The 16,354-nt window shown below is 60.0% G+C and carries 13 protein-coding genes; 7 read left to right on the forward strand and 6 right to left on the reverse strand.

Annotated elements, in window-relative coordinates; translation table 11 throughout:
* Positions 1–6 precede the first annotated feature (6 nt).
* From zapE to KI231_RS15125, 3 genes are all read right to left on the reverse strand, one after another.
* Positions 7–1,125 carry a cell division protein ZapE gene (zapE, locus tag KI231_RS15115; RefSeq protein WP_212808924.1) on the reverse strand — a complete coding sequence of 373 codons (1,119 nt, stop codon included), beginning with the start codon at positions 1,123–1,125 and terminating at the stop codon, positions 7–9.
* A 74-nt stretch (positions 1,126–1,199) separates the two neighbouring features.
* A complete protein-coding gene (speB, locus tag KI231_RS15120; RefSeq protein WP_212808925.1) occupies positions 1,200–2,159 on the reverse strand; it encodes an agmatinase in 960 nt (319 codons plus the stop codon).
* Positions 2,160–2,187: 28 nt separating this feature from the next.
* A complete protein-coding gene (locus tag KI231_RS15125; RefSeq protein WP_212808926.1) occupies positions 2,188–3,279 on the reverse strand; it encodes a polyamine ABC transporter substrate-binding protein in 1,092 nt (363 codons plus the stop codon).
* A gap of 99 nt (positions 3,280–3,378) precedes the next feature.
* On the opposite strand from KI231_RS15125, the gene KI231_RS15130 reads away from it, so the two are divergent.
* The 4 genes from KI231_RS15130 to KI231_RS15145 all read left to right on the forward strand — a co-directional run bounded on the left by KI231_RS15130 (position 3,379) and on the right by KI231_RS15145 (position 7,180).
* Positions 3,379–4,272: a LysR family transcriptional regulator gene (locus KI231_RS15130; RefSeq protein WP_212808927.1), complete on the forward strand. Its 894-nt coding sequence runs from the start codon at positions 3,379–3,381 to the stop codon at positions 4,270–4,272.
* A 304-nt stretch (positions 4,273–4,576) separates the two neighbouring features.
* Positions 4,577–6,043 carry a nucleobase:cation symporter-2 family protein gene (locus KI231_RS15135; protein ID WP_103302107.1) on the forward strand — a complete coding sequence of 489 codons (1,467 nt, stop codon included), beginning with the start codon at positions 4,577–4,579 and terminating at the stop codon, positions 6,041–6,043.
* Between the two features lie 64 nt (positions 6,044–6,107).
* Positions 6,108–6,581 (forward strand): LEA/WHy family protein, encoded by a 474-nt coding sequence (locus tag KI231_RS15140; protein ID WP_212808928.1) that lies wholly within the window; start codon positions 6,108–6,110, stop codon positions 6,579–6,581.
* A gap of 53 nt (positions 6,582–6,634) precedes the next feature.
* Positions 6,635–7,180, forward strand: coding sequence for a GNAT family N-acetyltransferase (locus KI231_RS15145; RefSeq protein ID WP_212808929.1), 546 nt, complete (start codon positions 6,635–6,637; stop codon positions 7,178–7,180).
* A 138-nt stretch (positions 7,181–7,318) separates the two neighbouring features.
* Here KI231_RS15145 and KI231_RS15150 read toward each other — a convergent pair whose 3' ends face one another.
* Positions 7,319–8,242 (reverse strand): carbon-nitrogen hydrolase family protein, encoded by a 924-nt coding sequence (locus KI231_RS15150; RefSeq protein WP_212808930.1) that lies wholly within the window; start codon positions 8,240–8,242, stop codon positions 7,319–7,321.
* An 84-nt stretch (positions 8,243–8,326) separates the two neighbouring features.
* Between KI231_RS15150 and KI231_RS15155 the strand changes: the two genes are divergently transcribed.
* Positions 8,327–9,241, forward strand: coding sequence for a LysR family transcriptional regulator (locus KI231_RS15155; RefSeq protein ID WP_212808931.1), 915 nt, complete (start codon positions 8,327–8,329; stop codon positions 9,239–9,241).
* A gap of 7 nt (positions 9,242–9,248) precedes the next feature.
* Here KI231_RS15155 and KI231_RS15160 read toward each other — a convergent pair whose 3' ends face one another.
* The gene (locus KI231_RS15160; RefSeq protein WP_038363082.1) at positions 9,249–9,503 is read right to left on the reverse strand and encodes a hypothetical protein; all 255 of its coding nucleotides are present in this window, start codon (positions 9,501–9,503) and stop codon (positions 9,249–9,251) included.
* 154 nt (positions 9,504–9,657) lie between these two features.
* Here KI231_RS15160 and KI231_RS15165 point away from each other — a divergent pair, with 154 nt between their 5' ends.
* Positions 9,658–9,975, forward strand: a complete 318-nt coding sequence (locus tag KI231_RS15165) for an ElaB/YgaM/YqjD family protein (RefSeq protein WP_016982860.1) — start codon at positions 9,658–9,660, stop codon at positions 9,973–9,975.
* 168 nt (positions 9,976–10,143) lie between these two features.
* Here the strand turns inward: KI231_RS15165 and KI231_RS15170 are convergent, their stop codons facing one another.
* On the reverse strand, positions 10,144–11,184 hold the full coding sequence (locus KI231_RS15170) for an Ldh family oxidoreductase (protein ID WP_212808932.1): 1,041 nt from the start codon (positions 11,182–11,184) through the stop codon (positions 10,144–10,146).
* Positions 11,185–11,430: 246 nt separating this feature from the next.
* Here KI231_RS15170 and KI231_RS15175 point away from each other — a divergent pair, with 246 nt between their 5' ends.
* A complete protein-coding gene (locus KI231_RS15175) occupies positions 11,431–16,305 on the forward strand; it encodes a dermonecrotic toxin domain-containing protein (protein ID WP_212808933.1) in 4,875 nt (1,624 codons plus the stop codon).
* The last annotated feature ends 49 nt before the right edge of the window (positions 16,306–16,354 follow it).

Genomic DNA, 16,354 nt, shown 5'->3' on the forward strand with positions numbered 1-16,354 from the left:
CTTCACTCAAGCTTCGGCAAAGCGCTGTAGCTGCATCTCCTGCAAACGGCTGAGGGTGCGGCGGAACGGGAATTCCAGATAACCCTCGGTGTACAGCGCATCCATTGACACTTGAGCCTCGATGTACAACGGCACCTTGCGGTCGTAGCACTCGTCGACCAACGCGATGAAACGCCGCACGCCATCGTCGTGAACCGACAATTGCGGCAACTCGCGGTCACCCGCCACCACCCGCTGCGCACCGTCTTCGGTGCCGCGCGCGATGCGCCCTTCGCGTTTCTGTGCGCTGAGGTTCGGCACTTCGCTCAACAGGATAGCCCGGTAGCGGTCGCACAGCGCGATGAAATCCATGGCGGCGAATGGCTGCTCGCAGAGGTCAGCGTAGCGACACCAGATAACGCTTTCACTGGCCTGCACCACATTGAGCACACGATGCCCGACCGGCACCGGTTCCGCGCTGCTCGACTGCCCTGAGGTCAGCACTCGAAAAACCTCTGCCAATGCACTGGCGGCTCCCGGCGCAGCAATAAAGTAGCGCTGTTCGATAGTGCCCGGATGCAGCCGATGATCCTCGGCGCCATTTACCGCGACCACCTGCATATGCGCCTTGATCGCAGCGATCGCCGGAACAAAACGGTCGCGATTGAAGCCATCGGCATACAGGTCATCCGGTGGCAGGTTCGAGGTACAGACCACCACCACACCTTCGTCAAACATCACCTGAAACAGCCGGCCGAGAATGATCGCATCGCCAATGTCGTTGACGAACAGTTCATCGAAGCACAACACCCGCACTTCGGCTGCCAGCTCTTTGGCCAGTGCGCGCAGTGGATCGGCGATCCCGGTCAACTGGAACGAACGCTGATGCACCCAGCCCATGAAATGATGGAAATGCTGACGCCGCGCCGGCACTCGCAGGCTCTGATAAAACTGATCCATTAGCCAGGTCTTGCCGCGCCCCACCGGGCCCCACAGATAAACGCCGGTGACCGAACGGGCACCGGCGTGCAAGGCTTCGTGGCATTTTTGCAACGCCCAGACAGCATGTTCCTGAGCTTCATCCTGGATGAAACCCGTGTGTTCGATGGCGTGCTGCCAGGCGCTTAGCGGAGAGTCGAAAGTCATGCGCGGCAGTATGCACGATGCTCCCCGGGCAACACATCCCCCGCCTCGCGTCGCCCCTGTAGGAGCTGGGCGTTTTAGAGGTCGACTTTGTGCCGGGCGGCATAGAGACAGAGCATTTCCATAGCCAATGTAGCGGCGGCTAACGAAGTGACTTCTGCATGATCGTAAGCCGGCGCCACTTCCACCACGTCCATGCCCACCAGATTGATCCCGCGCAAACCACCCAGTATCTCCAGCGCCTGCACCGTGCTCAAACCGCCGCACACCGGGGTGCCGGTGCCGGGAGCGAACGCCGGATCGAGGCAATCGATGTCGAACGTCAGATACACCGGGTTATCGCCGACGCGTGCGCGAATCGCTTCGACGATTGCCTCGCAGCCACGCCGATGCACTTGCCGGGCGTCGAGCACCTGAAAACCCTGATGATCGTCATTGGTGGTACGCAAGCCGATCTGCACCGAACGCGCCGGATCGACCAGACCTTCGCGCGCCGCATGCCAGAACATGGTGCCGTGATCGACACGCTTGCCCTCCTCGTCCGGCCATGTGTCGCTGTGCGCATCGAAGTGGATCAGCGACAGCGTGCCGTGCTTGCGGGCATGCGCCTTGAGCAGTGGATAACTGATGAAGTGGTCGCCACCGAAGGTCAGCATGGCGCTGCCGGCATTGAGAATATGTTCGGCGTGGGCCTCGATGCTTTCCGGGATGCTGTGGGGCGAGCCGTAATCGAAATCACAGTCGCCGTAATCGATCACCGCCAGCTGATCGAACGGGTCAAACGCCCATGGCCAATGGCGCTCCCAGGCAATCCCGGTGGACGCAGCGCGTATCCCCCGTGGCCCGAAACGGGCGCCCGGCCGGTTGCTGGTGGCGGTGTCGAACGGCACGCCGCTGACCGCTACGTCGACACCGCGTAGGTCGCGGCTGTAGCGGCGGCGCATGAAACTGGTGATGCCGGCGTAGGTGCTTTCGGCGGCAGTGCCGTACAGGCTGTCACGGGTCAAAGCCTGGTCGTTGAGCATGGGCTGATCCATCGGTGTGCTCCTGGTTGTCATTGTTGAGTTATTGATGGCTACGGAACGTGGTCCACAGACGCGTGCGCTGACGCATGTCCTTGAGACTCATGCTGCGGTCGGCGTACAGGCGTTCGCGCACTGCGTTCGGCGGGTAGATGTCAGGGTCGTTGCGCACCGCTTCATCCACCAGCGGCGTCGCGGCCTGGTTGGCGGTGGCGAAAAACAGCGTGTTGGTCAGTTCCGCCACCGAGTCGGGACGCAACATGAACTCGATAAACGCCCGCGCCGCTTCGGGGTGCGGCGCGTCCTTGGGGATCGCCAGGTTGTCCTGCCAGATCAACGTGCCTTCCTTGGGAATGCGATAAGCGACTTCATACGGCTTGTTGGCCTTGCGCGCCTGATCGGCGGCCATGCTCGCGTCACCGTTGTAGGTCAGGGCCAGGCACACGTTACCGCTGGCCAGATCGTTGATCTGCCGGCCGGTGGCGACGTACAGCACCGACGGCTGAAGCTTTTGCAACAACGCTTCGGCGGCGGCCAGATCCTGCTTGTCGGTGCTGTAGGGATCTTTGCCGAGGTAGTGCAGCGCCAGACCGATCACTTCCTGCGGCGAATCGAGAATCGCGATGCCGCAGTCCTTGAGCTTGCTGGCGTATTCGGGTTTGAACAGCAAGTCGAGACTGTTCAGCGGCACGTTCGGAAGACGTTGCTTGACCGCTTCGACGTTCATGCCCAAGCCGAGCGTGCCCCAGGTGTACGGAACGCCGTAGCGATTACCCGGGTCGACGGCGGCAAGTTTCTCCAGCAGATCGGCATCAAGATTGGCGTAGCCCTTGAGCCCGTCGTGGGGAATCTCTTTCAGCGCCCCGGCTGCCAGCCCACGGGCCAGCACGCTGGAGGACGGCACCACAACGTCGTACCCACTGCCGCCGGTAAGCAATTTGGTTTCCAGCACTTCCGAGGTATCGAACGTGTCGTAGCGCACGTGGATCCCGGTTTGCTGTTCGAAACGCTGCAGAGTCTGCGGCGGCACGTAATCGGCCCAGCTGTAGAGATTGAGGGTTTGGTCCTCGGCCTGGGCACTGATGGCCACGGACAACAACAGCGCGGGGAAACACAGCTTGAACATGGGAGCCATGACGAACACCTGACCGGAGGAAGTGGTGACAGGATGCGCGCTCGGATACATTGGCAAAATTCCAAGTTTGTTAACCTGACTTTATCGCGGAGTAATGTGATGCTCGGACAGCTTCACGACGTCGATCTGCAGCTGTTGCGCCTGTTCGTGCGGGTGGTCGAGTGCGGGGGCTTCAGTGCCGCGCAAGGCGAACTGGGCCTGAGCCAATCGAGCATCAGCCAGCAGATGGCCAAACTGGAAACCCGTCTCGGCTATCGGCTGTGCAGCCGTGGCAAGGGCGGTTTCAGTGTCACCCCCAAAGGTGAGCAGTTACTGATCGCTGTGCGCAGCCTGTTTGAGTCGATTGAAACCTTCCGCCATCAATCCAACGGCGTCGCCGGGCGATTGATCGGTGAAGTGCGGTTGGGTATTTCCGAGGCCGTCGATCAATCGGTGCTGCAACGCGTCGCCGAGGCGATACGCCGTTTTCGTGAGCGCGATCAATCGGTGCGTATCGAGTTGATCAGCGCAATGCCAGGCGAGATGGAGCGCTTGCTGCTGCAACAGCGGCTGGATCTGGCGATCGGCTACTTCTCGCAGGTACAGAGTGCCTTCGACTACCGCCAGTTGTTCAGTGAAACCCAGCATTTGTATTGCGCGCCCGGGCATCCGTTGTTCACGGATGAGGCGCCCAGCGATGCGGCAATAGAGGCTTGTGACCGGGTCGATCACCCGTATCGGTTTTTGCGTTCGGATGAGCCGTTTCAGGGCAAGCACTGTTCGGCGCGCTCGGAGCAGGTCGAGGGGACGCTGGCGTTTATCTTGTCGGGCAAGCATGTCGGTTATCTGCCGGATCACTATGCGCGTGACTGGCAGGCCAAAGGCTTGTTGCGGCCGGTGCGTGAGGGCGAATTGAGTTTCGAGGTGGCATTTCATCTGGCCCGCCATCGCGCGCAGGTGCCGGGGGACGCGCAGAAGGCCTTTGAAGAGGATTTGCTCGCGGCGTTTGCTTGAACAACCTTTGAGAATACCCCCCTGTGGCGAGGGGATTTATCCCCGATGGGGTGCGCAGCGCCCCCAGCTCTGTGCCCTGAAAGAATGGGCCTGCTGCGCAGTCCATCGGGGATAAATCCCCTCACCACAGATAAATCCCCTCGCCACAAAGTTCTCTGTTGGTCTGATGGCTATGTTCAAACCCGCTTGCCCCAATAAAACCTGACCTTTCAGGCAGTTTTAATGCGTTGCCCTCGCCGCCCTCTTCCGGCATTCTGCGCCTCCATTTTTTGACCCGGCCTCGCCTCACGGCGCGCAAAACACCATGACCGTCTCTGAAAAAGTCCCGCGCAACAACGATCTGATCTACGGCCTCAACGACCGCCCGCACCTCACCGCGACCGTATTTGCCGCACTGCAGCATGTGCTCGCCAGTTTCGTCGGCATCATCACCCCGACCCTGATCATGGGCGGTGCCCTCGGCCTGCAAAGCGAAATTCCGTATTTGATCAGCATGGCGCTGTTCGTCTCCGGCCTCGGCACCTTCGTGCAAGCCAAGCGCTTCGGCCCGGTCGGTTCGGGGCTGCTGTGCCTGCAAGGGACGAGTTTTTCCTTTATCAGCGTGATTCTCAGCGCCGGTTTCATGGTCAAGGCGCGCGGCGGCGGCACCGATGAAATCCTCTCGACGATCTTTGGCGTGTGCTTCTTCGCCGCGTTCATCGAGGTGGTCCTGAGCCAGTTCATCGGCAAACTGCGCATGCTGATCACCCCGGTGGTGACGGGCACGATCATCACCCTGATGGGCTTGTCGCTGATCAAAGTGGCAATGACCGACATTGCCGGCGGTTTCGGCGCGCCTGACCTGGGCGCCGCCAGCCACATCTTCCTCGCGGCGCTGGTGATCGGCACCATCGTTGTGCTGAACCGCGTCGACGTACCGTTTCTGCGTCTGGGTGCCATCGTCATCGGCCTGACCCTCGGCTACGTGGTGGCGTGGCTGATGGGTACCGTGGATTTCGCGACGATGCCCGAGGTGCCGCTGGTCAGCGTGCCCGTACCGTTCAAGTACGGTTTCAACTTCGACTGGGTGGCGTTCGTGCCCGTGGCGGTAATTTTCCTCGTGTCGCCGCTGGAAGCCGCCGGCGACCTGACCGCCAACTCGATGATCTCCCGGCAACCGGTGAAAGGCCCGCTGTACATCCGCCGGATCAAGTCCGGCCTGCTCGCCGACGGCCTCAACTCGGCCATGGCCGCTGTGTTCAACAGCATGCCGATGGTGACCTTCGCACAGAACAACGGGGTGATTCAGCTCACCGGCGTGGCCAGCCGTTACGTGGCGTTCTTTATCGCCGGCCTGCTGGTGGTGTTGGGGCTGTTCCCGATGATTGGCGCTGTTCTGCAACTGATGCCGAAACCGGTGCTCGGCGGTGCGGAACTGGTGATGTTCGGCACCGTCGCCGTGGCCGGGATCAAGATTCTCGCCGAGGCCGGCCTGCATCGACGCAACATGCTCATCGTGGCGATTTCCCTGGGGATGGGCCTGGGCATCGCCGCTGTTCCGGAAGTGCTGCGCGAACTGCCGCAGGCTTTGCGCAACATCTTTGAATCGCCGATCACCGTCGGTGCCTTGTGCGCTATCGTGCTGAACATTTTCCTGCCGGAGGAATTCATCGAGCTGGAAGAAGACGACTTCGATCCGGAAGCCTCTATTCTTCAGGTCATGGAAAACCCGGACGTCCCGGCCAAGGGTGAACCTGCCTCGGCTGCGGCTGTCGCACAGTTGAACCGCTAAAAGCTTCGCCAATAAAAAGGGCTGAGCCGGCAACGGTTCAGCCCTTTTTTATTGAGAGATTTTTATGCGCCGTTTGCACGCCGTCATCCTGTTGCTACTGCTGTTGTCGCTCAGTGCCTGCGCGCTGTTTCCCAATCGTGATCCGGTCAATATCAACGTGGTCGGCATCGAGCCACTGACCAGCCAGGATCTGGAAGTGCGCTTCGCCATCAAACTGCGCGTGCAAAACCCCAACGAAACCGCCATCGATTACAACGGCATTGCCCTGGATCTTGAAGTCAACGGCCACCCGCTGGCCTCAGGCGTCAGTGACCAGAGCGGTACGATCGCGCGCTTCTCTGAAACCGTGGTCAGTGTGCCGGTCAGCGTTTCCGCATTCTCGGTGCTACGCCAGACCCTCGGTCTGAGCCAGACACAAACCCTCGACAACCTGCCTTACGTGCTGCGCGGCAAGCTCGCCGGCGGGCTGTTCGGCACCATGCGCTTTACCGACAGCGGCAAACTGAGCCTGCCCAAAGCCAGCGCCGCGACCTGGTAAAGATGCGGTAGTCTGCGTCGTTCAACACAGACACACATGGAGGCCGCAGGTTTATGGAAGACACACCGACGTTGTACACCGAACGGCTGGTCCTGCGTCCGCTGGAGCTGGCGGATGCCCACGCTGTACAACAGCAGTTTGCCCACTGGGAAGTGGTGCGCTACCTGAACGCCGCCGTGCCGTGGCCGTACCCGGAGGATGGCGCCCTCACCTACCTGCGTGACATCGCGCTACCGGCGATGGCCGCCGGCAAGGAATGGCATTGGTCGATTCGCCCGAAGACCGCGCCGCAACAGTTGATCGGCAATATCAGCCTGATGGATCAAGCAGACAACAACCGTGGACTTTGGCTGGCACCGGCCTGGCAAGGTCAGGGGCTGATGACCGAGGCCTGTGTGGCCGTGACTGACCACTGGTTTGGAACCCTTGCTCGCCCGGTGATGCGAGTGCCGAAAGCGGCGCCGAATATCGGCTCGCGCCGCCTCTCCGAACGCGCCGGCATGCGCCTGATTCGCAGCGACGAAGACAATTTTGTCGGAGGGCGCTTTGCTCGGGATCTCTGGGAAATCACCCGCGAGGAATGGCTGCAACAGAAGTGATCCCTGAACCCTGGATCTCTGAACCCTGTGGGAGCTGGCTTGCCAGCGATGGGGGCTTATCTGCCAACATCACTGTTGTTTGACCTGCCGCCATCGCTGGCAAGCCAGCTCCCACATGTTATGTGTCAAGCCCGAACGTCATGTGTTGAAGCGCACCCCCGGTTTGGCGCGTTCGTCGACGCTCAGCTCGAAGATATCGGGCCGGGCGTAATGGCCGACCACGTCGTAGTCATACCGGGCGCGAACCAGGTCTGCCGTATCGATTTCGGCCGTCAGCAACCCCGCCTCCCCACGCAACGGCCCTGCGAGTACGTCGCCCATCGGCCCGACGATCACACTGCCACCGGCAATCAACGGACGATCCGCCGGCCAGTTGGCAATCTCCACGCCCAGTTGATTCGGCGACGCCTGCACCTGACAGGCACTGACCACAAAGCAACGGCCCTCATGGGCGATGTGGCGCATGCTCACCTGCCACATTTCACGCTCATCCACGGTCGGCGCGCACCAGACTTCAATGCCCTTGGCGTACATCGCTGTGCGCAGCAGCGGCATCATGTTTTCCCAGCACACCACCGCGCCGAGTTTGCCGACCTGCGTGTCGAGCACAGGCAATGTCGAGCCATCGCCCTTGCCCCAGATCAGCCGTTCGGTGCCCGTGGGCATCAGTTTGCGGTGCCTGGCTACCAGTCCGGTCTGCGGATCGAAATACAGCACCGTGCAATACAAGGTGCTGCCGGCGCGCTCGATCACGCCGATCACCAGATTGGCGCCGGTACGCGCCGACAGACCGGCCAAGGCTTCGGTTTCTGCCCCGGGTACATCAATCGCATTGGCGAAATAACGCGCATACGCCTCGCGACCTTCCGGCAACCGATAACCCAGCTGCGTGCCGAAGCCTTCGCCTTTCGGATAACCACCGAGCAACGCTTCCGGCATCACCACCAACGCCGCGCCGGACTCGATGATCGCCGCCTCCCAGCCCAGAATCTGCTCCAGGGTTTCGCCCTTGCCACCGGGCAGAGAGCCGATTTGCAGGGCAGCAACAATTGACTTTGGCATCGCGGTCACTCCATCCGATTCAAGTGTTGCTGATTCTCCGGCGCCACGGGATCATGAATAAAGCCCCGATCACTGCTGAATGATATGAGCCAGATGAATATCGCCAATGTCGACCTCAACCTGCTGAAAGTCTTCGAAGCGCTGCATGAGGAATCCAGTGCCAGCCGTGCAGCGTTGCGCCTGGGCGTGACGCAATCGGCCGTCAGCGCGGCGTTGCGGCGCTTGCGTGAGGTGTATGGCGATCAACTGTTTGTGCGCACCGGCCGGGGACTCGCGCCGACGCTCAGGGCCAATCAGCTCAAACCGGTGGTCAGCGAGGCCCTGAACAAATGCCGACAAAGCCTGGCGATGGTCGACCCGGCGGCCAATCAATACGACGGGCGTTCGGTGACCGTTGGCTTGTCGGACGACTTTGAAATCGCCTATGGCCGTCGCTTGATCGAGGAAATCGCCCGAAGCGCGCCGAAACTGCGGCTGATTTTCCGCCAGACGCATAGCCAGATCGTCGCCCGCGCCCTGATGGAACGCAGTATCGATCTGGCGATAACCGCCGGTGGCTTTGCCGAACGCCTGCTCAGCCGTCAGGTCTTGGGTGAAGGGGGTTACGCCTGTCTGGTGGATTCGGCGAGCCTTGCGCCCGGCCAGCAGCAGATCACTCTGCACGAGTTCGTCGACCGCGAGCACATTCTGGTGTCGTCCGGCGGTTTTATCGGGATTACCGATGAGGGGCTGGCAGCGGTGGGGATGAGTCGCCGGGTATGCGCGTCGACCACGCATTTTGCTGCACTGCCTCATCTGCTCAAGGGCAGTCAGGCCGTGGCGACGATCCCGGCACATGCCGCCGAAAGTATCGCCGCGCTTACCGGTCTGGCGTTGTTGCCCTGCCCGCTGGCCTTGCCGCGTTACCCGATCGAACTGGGCTGGCGCACCAGCACGCAGATCGACCCGGTGGTGGTGAAGGTCCGCGAGGCGATTGTCGCGTGTTTCGCCCCCGACTGAGGCGGCGTTACTTGTTCGCCGCCATCAGGCGATTGACTTCACTGCGCACCATGTTGGCGAACTCGGGTGGCGACATGCCGTCCAGTTCCGCGCGGACCCACTCGGCCCACTTGCCCTTGCGCTTGGCGCGCTCGCCGAACAAACGCGCGGCTTCGCCTTTGGCTTTGCCCAGATTGTTCTGCCAGAGTTCGAACAGACGGGATTTCTCATCTTCCAGCGCGGCGCGCTCTGCGAGGGATTTGTCGGCCAGATTGAAACTCATGGGGAATTATCCTGCTGCGTAAAATGGCGACATCTTACACGCTCGACGGAAATCTCCCGTGCAGGTTTTTGTTCACGGGCTAAATTCAGTGCAACTTTTTACAAAGCGCCACACTCCATTGATCACTGTCCATTCAACTGCAAGGAGTCACCCAATGGCCCGGAAATCCGCCGTGCAAGCCGCCGAAGACCAAATCAAGGATCAAGCCTTCAGCGAACTTCAGGCTCTGATCGAAGAGTCCGACAAACTGCTCAAGAGCAGCGCCTCACTGGTCGGTGAAGAAGCGGAGACCCTGCGCGGGCAAATCGCCCTGAAACTGCAACAGGCGCTGGATTCGGTTTCCAGCGTACGCGACCGCACCAAACCTGCCGTCGATGCGACCGAAAGCTACATTGGCGGCCATCCATGGCAGACCGTGGCGATTTCCGCCGGTTTCGGTCTGGTGGTTGGCTTGTTGCTCGGCCGTCGTTAAGCAAAATAATTTTGAGCAGAAACTCGCACCTGAGTTTGAACTCATTGTGGTGAGGGGATTTATCCCCGATGGGGCACGAAGTGGCCCCCGCTTTTAAATTAAAAGCCGGGCCTGCTGTGCAGGCCATCGGGGATAAATCCCCTCGCTACATATGTATTACCAGTCAACTCAATCAGCAGCCAGTTCCCGCAACTGCGCCAGCGCCTGCTGATCCAGCACGATTCCCTCAGCCAACGACTTCGCCCGCTGCAAATGCCGACGATCGCCCGGCAAACGCTTGAGCCCGACCCCGTGCATCTGCCGCACCAGCTCTTCACTGCGCTCGGCAAAACTCTGCCCGGCAGCCTTGCTCGGGTCGATAACGATCAGCAACTGCCCGGTCCATGGGGTTTTCGCCCCGGGATGATTCGACCAGTCGAACTCGAAGGAGAAGTTGCCGCCAGTCAGCGCCGCCGCCAACAATTCCACCATCATCGACAGCGCCGAGCCCTTGTGCCCGCCAAACGGCAACAACGCTCCACCTTCGAGAATCGCCTTGGGGTCCTGGGTGGGCTGACCGAGGCTGTCGACGCCCATGCCTGCCGGTAACTTCTCACCTTTGCGTGCAGCGATTTGTACGTCGCCATGGGCGATTGCGCTGGTGGCCAGATCGAAGACGATCGGTGCAGCGCCGGCACGTGGTGCGGCAAAGGCTATCGGATTGGTGCCGAACAACGGCCGATCGGCGCCGTGCGGTACCACGCAGGTCATGCTGTTGACCACGCTGAGCGCCACCAGACCTTCGTCGGCGAAGGGTTCGACATCCGGCCACAGCGCCGCAAAGTGATGGGAATTGCGAATCGCCAACACCGCGATGCCGGCATGCCGCGCCTTCTCTACCAGCAATGGTCTGGCGGCGGCCAATGCCGGTTGGGCGAAACCGTTACCGGCATCGACGCGGACAAATCCGGGGGCGATATCTTCGACCTGAGGCACGGCATGTCCATTGACCCAGCCGCTGCTCAGGGTCGAGACGTAACCGGGAATGCGGAACACGCCATGGCTGTGGGCACCGTCGCGCTCGGCGTTGGCGCAGTTGGCGGCCAGGACTCGGGCGACCTCGGCAGAAGTGCCGTGACGCAGAAAAATCGTTTCGAGCAGTTGTGTCAGCGCTTCAAGCGATAACACGGAGGATTCGGCGTTTGAGACGTGATCGTGTGGCGCAGACATCTGAAGCTCCAGAATAATTATTGGAGGGAACAACAGCGTACGAACAACTTGCCGACCGATTAACCATGCCCGGGCGGCCGCGTGTCAACCTTCAATACCGAGCGTGTCATGGATAACCCGTCAGCCTGACACTTTTACCTGTGCACCGTGACCTAACTATCTACCGCCTGCGCAGCAGCGTGCGGTCCTAGTCTGGCGGCTCCGTCTGCTGGCGCTGATCCATGCGCCCCGAAAAGAGCCTCGATGATGACCACCTCCGTTTCTCCCCTCCTGTTTCCCGAAACCTTGAACTCGCCCGGTTTGTGGAAAGCGCTGGCCAAGACTCATCTGCTGAATCAAAACGATTTTGACTGGCTGGCCCATGTGAAGCTGGCCTCGCACACACTGCGCAATGAGCAGAAGCCGCCCATGCTCGCCCAGCGCATTCGTATCACGGCGGGCACGCAATCACCCGTCACCCTGGCGGGAAGTTTCATCCTCAGTGCCACTCCCGATGACAACGGCGCGATCCTCTACACGCCATACGACGGCATCAAGAAATACGACAGCCTGGCGTCGCTGCAAACGGCACTTGAAGAGCGGGTGAAAAAAGCTGCCGAGGAAGATGAGTTGCTGGCGTTTCTCGGTTCGCTTCAACGCCAACAACTTGTCGAGCAACCCAGCATTGCGTTGACCTACGAGACCATCGAGGGCGATGTGTTTGATGATCAGAAGGCGGCCATTCTGGCGTCTCGACAGTTGAATGCCGAGGCCATGCTGAGCGAGTTGAAACAACTGCCATCGCTCACGGCCCTGCTGGAGACCAGCCTCGACGAGTTGCTGAAGGAACATTTTCCGAACCTGCAGCAAGGGCAGACCCGCACCAGTTTCTATACGCTGGCAGACCCGAGCGTCAAGGAGACATCCGCCCGGCACTGGCACGACTCGACCAGCCTGAGTGAAGCGGTGCTGATGCGTTACCGCCAGCAGAACTGGCCTGCCGGGCAACTGCATGAGTTTTCCAACCCGCGCCACACCCCGATCCCCGGTGATCAGGCGCTGTGGGACAACGCCCTCAAAGCCGCGTCGGGCAAGTTGTTGGTACTGCTGTTTCACGCGATGGAAAGCTATTGGGATGGCGCCAGCGCAGAGGGCTCGACTCGCCGCGTATTTTTCGCCAAGGCCCTGCTCGAACAGGCGCGTACCGAGCTGATGATCAAACGCGAAACCGGCATCATCGATGCCGCCCAATTCGCCACCCTGCACCAGATGATTCGCCCCGCCGCTTTGCCGACCCGCCGCGCGACCATCGAAAACGTACGGCTGTGGGAATACGAGCCCAACTACGTCGAACTGGCCGGCTCGTTGATGATCAGTTTCAGCGAGGCCTGTCTCGACACGCCAACCCTGGGTCTGCAAGTGCTCAAGGATTACCAGGACCTGAAAGACACCGTGCAGAGCAAATTCCTCGCGGCCGGCCATGAAGACGAGTTGTATGGCCTGCTGAGCCTCGAAGAACGAAAACGCTTTGTAGGCTTCGACAAGCCCCACGTGACGGGTGTGTCGATCGGCGGCGAGATTTTCGAGGTGCTGTTCGAAGCCATCATCACCAAACAGCGGCAGAACATCGAATACGCCTTGCAGGTGTTCCGCCTCAGTGATGGTGCCGTGGATATCCATGCGCTGTTCGACAAGGCCCTCGACATACGCGCCATGATCCAGGAACGCTTGCTGGAACTTGATGCCGGCGAGCGCTGGACCACGCGACCGGTACTGGTGGGAGTGCAACAACCGTCCGCGGTCCTCGCAGAGAAGGCCGATAACCTGGCGCGCTCCTGCACGGGCATCGAAGCGTTGCTCACCGGGTCGTTTCGCGGCCAGCCCATTGCTACAGCGGCGGCACAGCGCAGCTACCTTGAGGGCATGCAGTCACGATTGGGGCATTCACTGTATGTCGGGGTACGCGGTGAAGCCCAATTGCGCGAACTCAGCGGGTCGCTGAAGGCTGCCGAACGGGCCATTGTCGATACCGTGTTCCATTCCGATCAACCGAGCCGCCGCGAGCGACGTTCGCTCAACGGCTTTCGGCCGGATGCCTGGTCACTGAGCGTTGAACGTGAGGGCATCCAGGCACTATTGCCCTTGGCCCACTGTGTGTTGCTGACCGAACGCGGCGGGCTCGACGATGCGCACTCCGGGCGCGCGGTGCTGTGGACGCCCGCCCTCGGGCTGGAAGTGTTCGCAGGCATCGGCATTGCACGCCAAGCGCTGGCGCGACGGCTCAAGGACCCGGTTGACAGCCTGACCCTGCTGGAAAACCTTGCCCCGCAAAAGCGCCAGCCCCATCAGCGCTACACCCTGGGCGCCTTGCGCTTGATCGAGGACGATGTGCTGCCCAACCGCGCGCAATCGGGCATCGAGCACTTTCTTGCCCGCTGTGATCAAGTACGTGAGCACATGAAAGATAAAACCGGCCTGCCCGCCGCCCTCGACAAGCTGAAGAGGACGCTGATCGACACCAACCTGCCTCGCGCCATTCACCTTGCGAAAGCCATCAATCAGCAACAGACGCTACCGGCATGGCTGGGCATGGCACCGGTCGCTGAGCAACAACTGCACCTGGAATTGCTGGAGCAGTGGCACAGCAGCGTCGTCGACAACAAGGATTACCTCAGCGGTGTCCCGACTCTGCAGGATTACGTGGACAAGACATTGCAGTCACTGCTCGACAGCCGGTTTGCCGATAGCAAGCTCGCGCCGAAAGACATCGAGATCACCCCGAACCTGACCCTCGCCGGCCCTGCCCTCACCCTGGGCGAATTTGCCCTGAACCATGTAAATATCGCTCAAGGCACTGGCTTCAAGGTCGCGTCAAAAACCACGCAGAAATTACCGAAAGGGTTTGACCAGGCGGCGGTCAATCAACTGTTGCTGTCGCTGGAAATACCCTCGACTTTTGCCGCGCAGGTGACCGAGGCCCTGACGGGGGATTCGACCGAGGTGCAGAAACGCAAACAACGTTTTTATCGGCAGATCCCCTGGCAACTGTTGCAGCATGCCCACGCCATGAAACTGCAACAGCGATTGTCCGGCACGGCGTTCGACCAGATCTGCCAGGTGCTGGACATGCCTGACGGCATCGCCCGCGCGACGGTCGAGGGCGCTCATGCTCTGGTCTCGCCGTTGTCGCTGATCAAAACAGCTGGCGCCGACGCGGTGGAAGCGTTGGGGTTGTATGTGATCGGCCCGGGCACGGGGCACAAAGGCCCGTCGGTGCTTTACACACCCTATGCCGACCAGGTGTTTCACGAATTCGAAGGCCAGACGCAACTGATCGCGGCACTGAATTCGCCGGGGCCTCTGCAGGATTTGCTGATTCGCCGGTTGCCGGCCGAGCATCAGGCGGTCTTTCGCGCATTGCTGAAGTCGAGTGTCGGCGAAACCAGTGAAATGACCCTGTCAGGCGCCGCCATTACCGGCAATCTGTTGCACCGGTTGTTCAAGGACAACCTACAACTGTTGACGCAATTTTTGGGCTGCCAGGGGCAAAGCACGGCGCAGGGTGATTGGGAAAACGCGAAAAACCTGTTCAGCCACGGGATCAAACTGCTCTCCGGTCTGCTGCCGGGTAAATTGTCCTATCTGACGTTTCTCTGGCAGGCCTACAAGGACTTCAAGGTCTCGGCCGAAGCGCTGCAGGATCACCACTGGGCAATAGCCTTGAAAGCTTTTATCGACGGAGGGATGCAGATGATCAGTCTTGGCCGGATAGCACTTGAGGGATCGGAAGCCTCGGCGCAGGCACCCGAGGTGGCGGTTGCGACGGCAAGGGTCAGCCGTCAGACGCCAACCACTTTGGCGACCATCACTGAAGTGACAACCAAAGCGGTCGACCTGACAAAACCACTCACGCTGCCTGTTCCACGCTGGTCAACCATCAGGCTCACGTCGCCATTGCGCACGGTGCTGCAAGTATTTGAAGCGGTAAACGTGGCACTTGAGGGTCTCAAGCGCAATGCGAAGAATGGCACCTACGAGCAGTCGCTCAGCAAGCGGATTTACAACGTTATTGCCGGCAAGGTTTATCGCGTCGAAAAACCTGGAATTGTCTGGCGCATCGTCACTGATCAAATCCAGGGGCCGTCGCTAAAAGAACAGGATAAGCGGCTGTTACTGGCGCCGGATCCACACACGGTCCATTACGGCAAAGCCATTTCCAGACTGCACAATCGCTTCGTCGTCGAGCAAAGTCGGCGGACTGTGCTGAACATCGAAGCCAAGGGCATGGAGAATATCCGTCGCCATCATCCCGATAAAGCCCACGCCATTCAGCATGCAGTCGATATGGCGCGGTTCTATGCGTTCAACAGCCTGCACAATCTGGTTCAACTGAAAAACAACGTATCTGGTAGTCGTCTGAATGGCTTTCTGAAGAGTTTTTTCGGGGTCTCACAGATTGATAAGGTGCTGTTGGGCAAAATCAACAACGCCATCGTGCCTATCTGCAATGCCCTGGTCGATCCTGACGAAGACCTGATGAACACCGATCGCTTCATTGTCGGCTCAAATGTTTTCAAGTCATCGCTCATTGCGTTCGTGTTGATCAACGACAAGCAAAAAAATGTGCATTTCACCGAGCACTTCTTCAATCAACAGTTGGACTTGTACGAAGGTTTCTTGTCCGAGTCCTTCGATGTCAACGGACACGCGCAAGCTGCGACCCTGATCCACGAATTCGCCCATCAATTTTCCAAGGCCGAGGACATCGCCTCACTGGAAGCGCGCCGACCGTTTTTCGATTTGATTGATCCTCTGACCCACTACGGACAGGAGATGCGCGATGACCTGGAGTCTTTCCAGAGCAAGGCGCTGTCACTGCTTACCCCCCGCGACGAGCTGTTTGCACATTGGAGCGCCAAAAAGGGCGCGTTTGTCAGTCTGGACAAGATTCGCGGAGGGGAAGTATTGACCCAGAATATTCTCAAGTTGACCCAGAGTTCGACCATCGATGAGGCACGCAACAAATTTTATGATCGAACGTCATCGGATGTACGTGCCGATGTCATCCTGCGCAACGCCGACTCGATCGCACGGCTGATTTGCGAGATGGGCCGACGGCTTGATCCGGTGCCCGTGCGCTGAAAACCGGACATGAAAAAGGCGCAGGTCGTAACCTGCGCCTTTTTCGGGT

It is taken from the genome of Pseudomonas sp. Seg1 (genome assembly GCF_018326005.1).
In the GTDB taxonomy this organism is placed as follows: domain Bacteria; phylum Pseudomonadota; class Gammaproteobacteria; order Pseudomonadales; family Pseudomonadaceae; genus Aquipseudomonas.

Coding starts and splice junctions, on each gene's coding strand:
- zapE (WP_212808924.1), bottom strand. CDS start 1,125: ATGACTTTCGACTCTCCGCTAAGCGCCTGGCAGCACGCCATCGAACAC.
- speB (WP_212808925.1), bottom strand. CDS start 2,159: ATGGATCAGCCCATGCTCAACGACCAGGCTTTGACCCGTGACAGCCTG.
- KI231_RS15125 (WP_212808926.1), bottom strand. CDS start 3,279: ATGGCTCCCATGTTCAAGCTGTGTTTCCCCGCGCTGTTGTTGTCCGTG.
- KI231_RS15130 (WP_212808927.1), top strand. CDS start 3,379: ATGCTCGGACAGCTTCACGACGTCGATCTGCAGCTGTTGCGCCTGTTC.
- KI231_RS15135 (WP_103302107.1), top strand. CDS start 4,577: ATGACCGTCTCTGAAAAAGTCCCGCGCAACAACGATCTGATCTACGGC.
- KI231_RS15140 (WP_212808928.1), top strand. CDS start 6,108: ATGCGCCGTTTGCACGCCGTCATCCTGTTGCTACTGCTGTTGTCGCTC.
- KI231_RS15145 (WP_212808929.1), top strand. CDS start 6,635: ATGGAAGACACACCGACGTTGTACACCGAACGGCTGGTCCTGCGTCCG.
- KI231_RS15150 (WP_212808930.1), bottom strand. CDS start 8,242: ATGCCAAAGTCAATTGTTGCTGCCCTGCAAATCGGCTCTCTGCCCGGT.
- KI231_RS15155 (WP_212808931.1), top strand. CDS start 8,327: ATGAGCCAGATGAATATCGCCAATGTCGACCTCAACCTGCTGAAAGTC.
- KI231_RS15160 (WP_038363082.1), bottom strand. CDS start 9,503: ATGAGTTTCAATCTGGCCGACAAATCCCTCGCAGAGCGCGCCGCGCTG.
- KI231_RS15165 (WP_016982860.1), top strand. CDS start 9,658: ATGGCCCGGAAATCCGCCGTGCAAGCCGCCGAAGACCAAATCAAGGAT.
- KI231_RS15170 (WP_212808932.1), bottom strand. CDS start 11,184: ATGTCTGCGCCACACGATCACGTCTCAAACGCCGAATCCTCCGTGTTA.
- KI231_RS15175 (WP_212808933.1), top strand. CDS start 11,431: ATGACCACCTCCGTTTCTCCCCTCCTGTTTCCCGAAACCTTGAACTCG.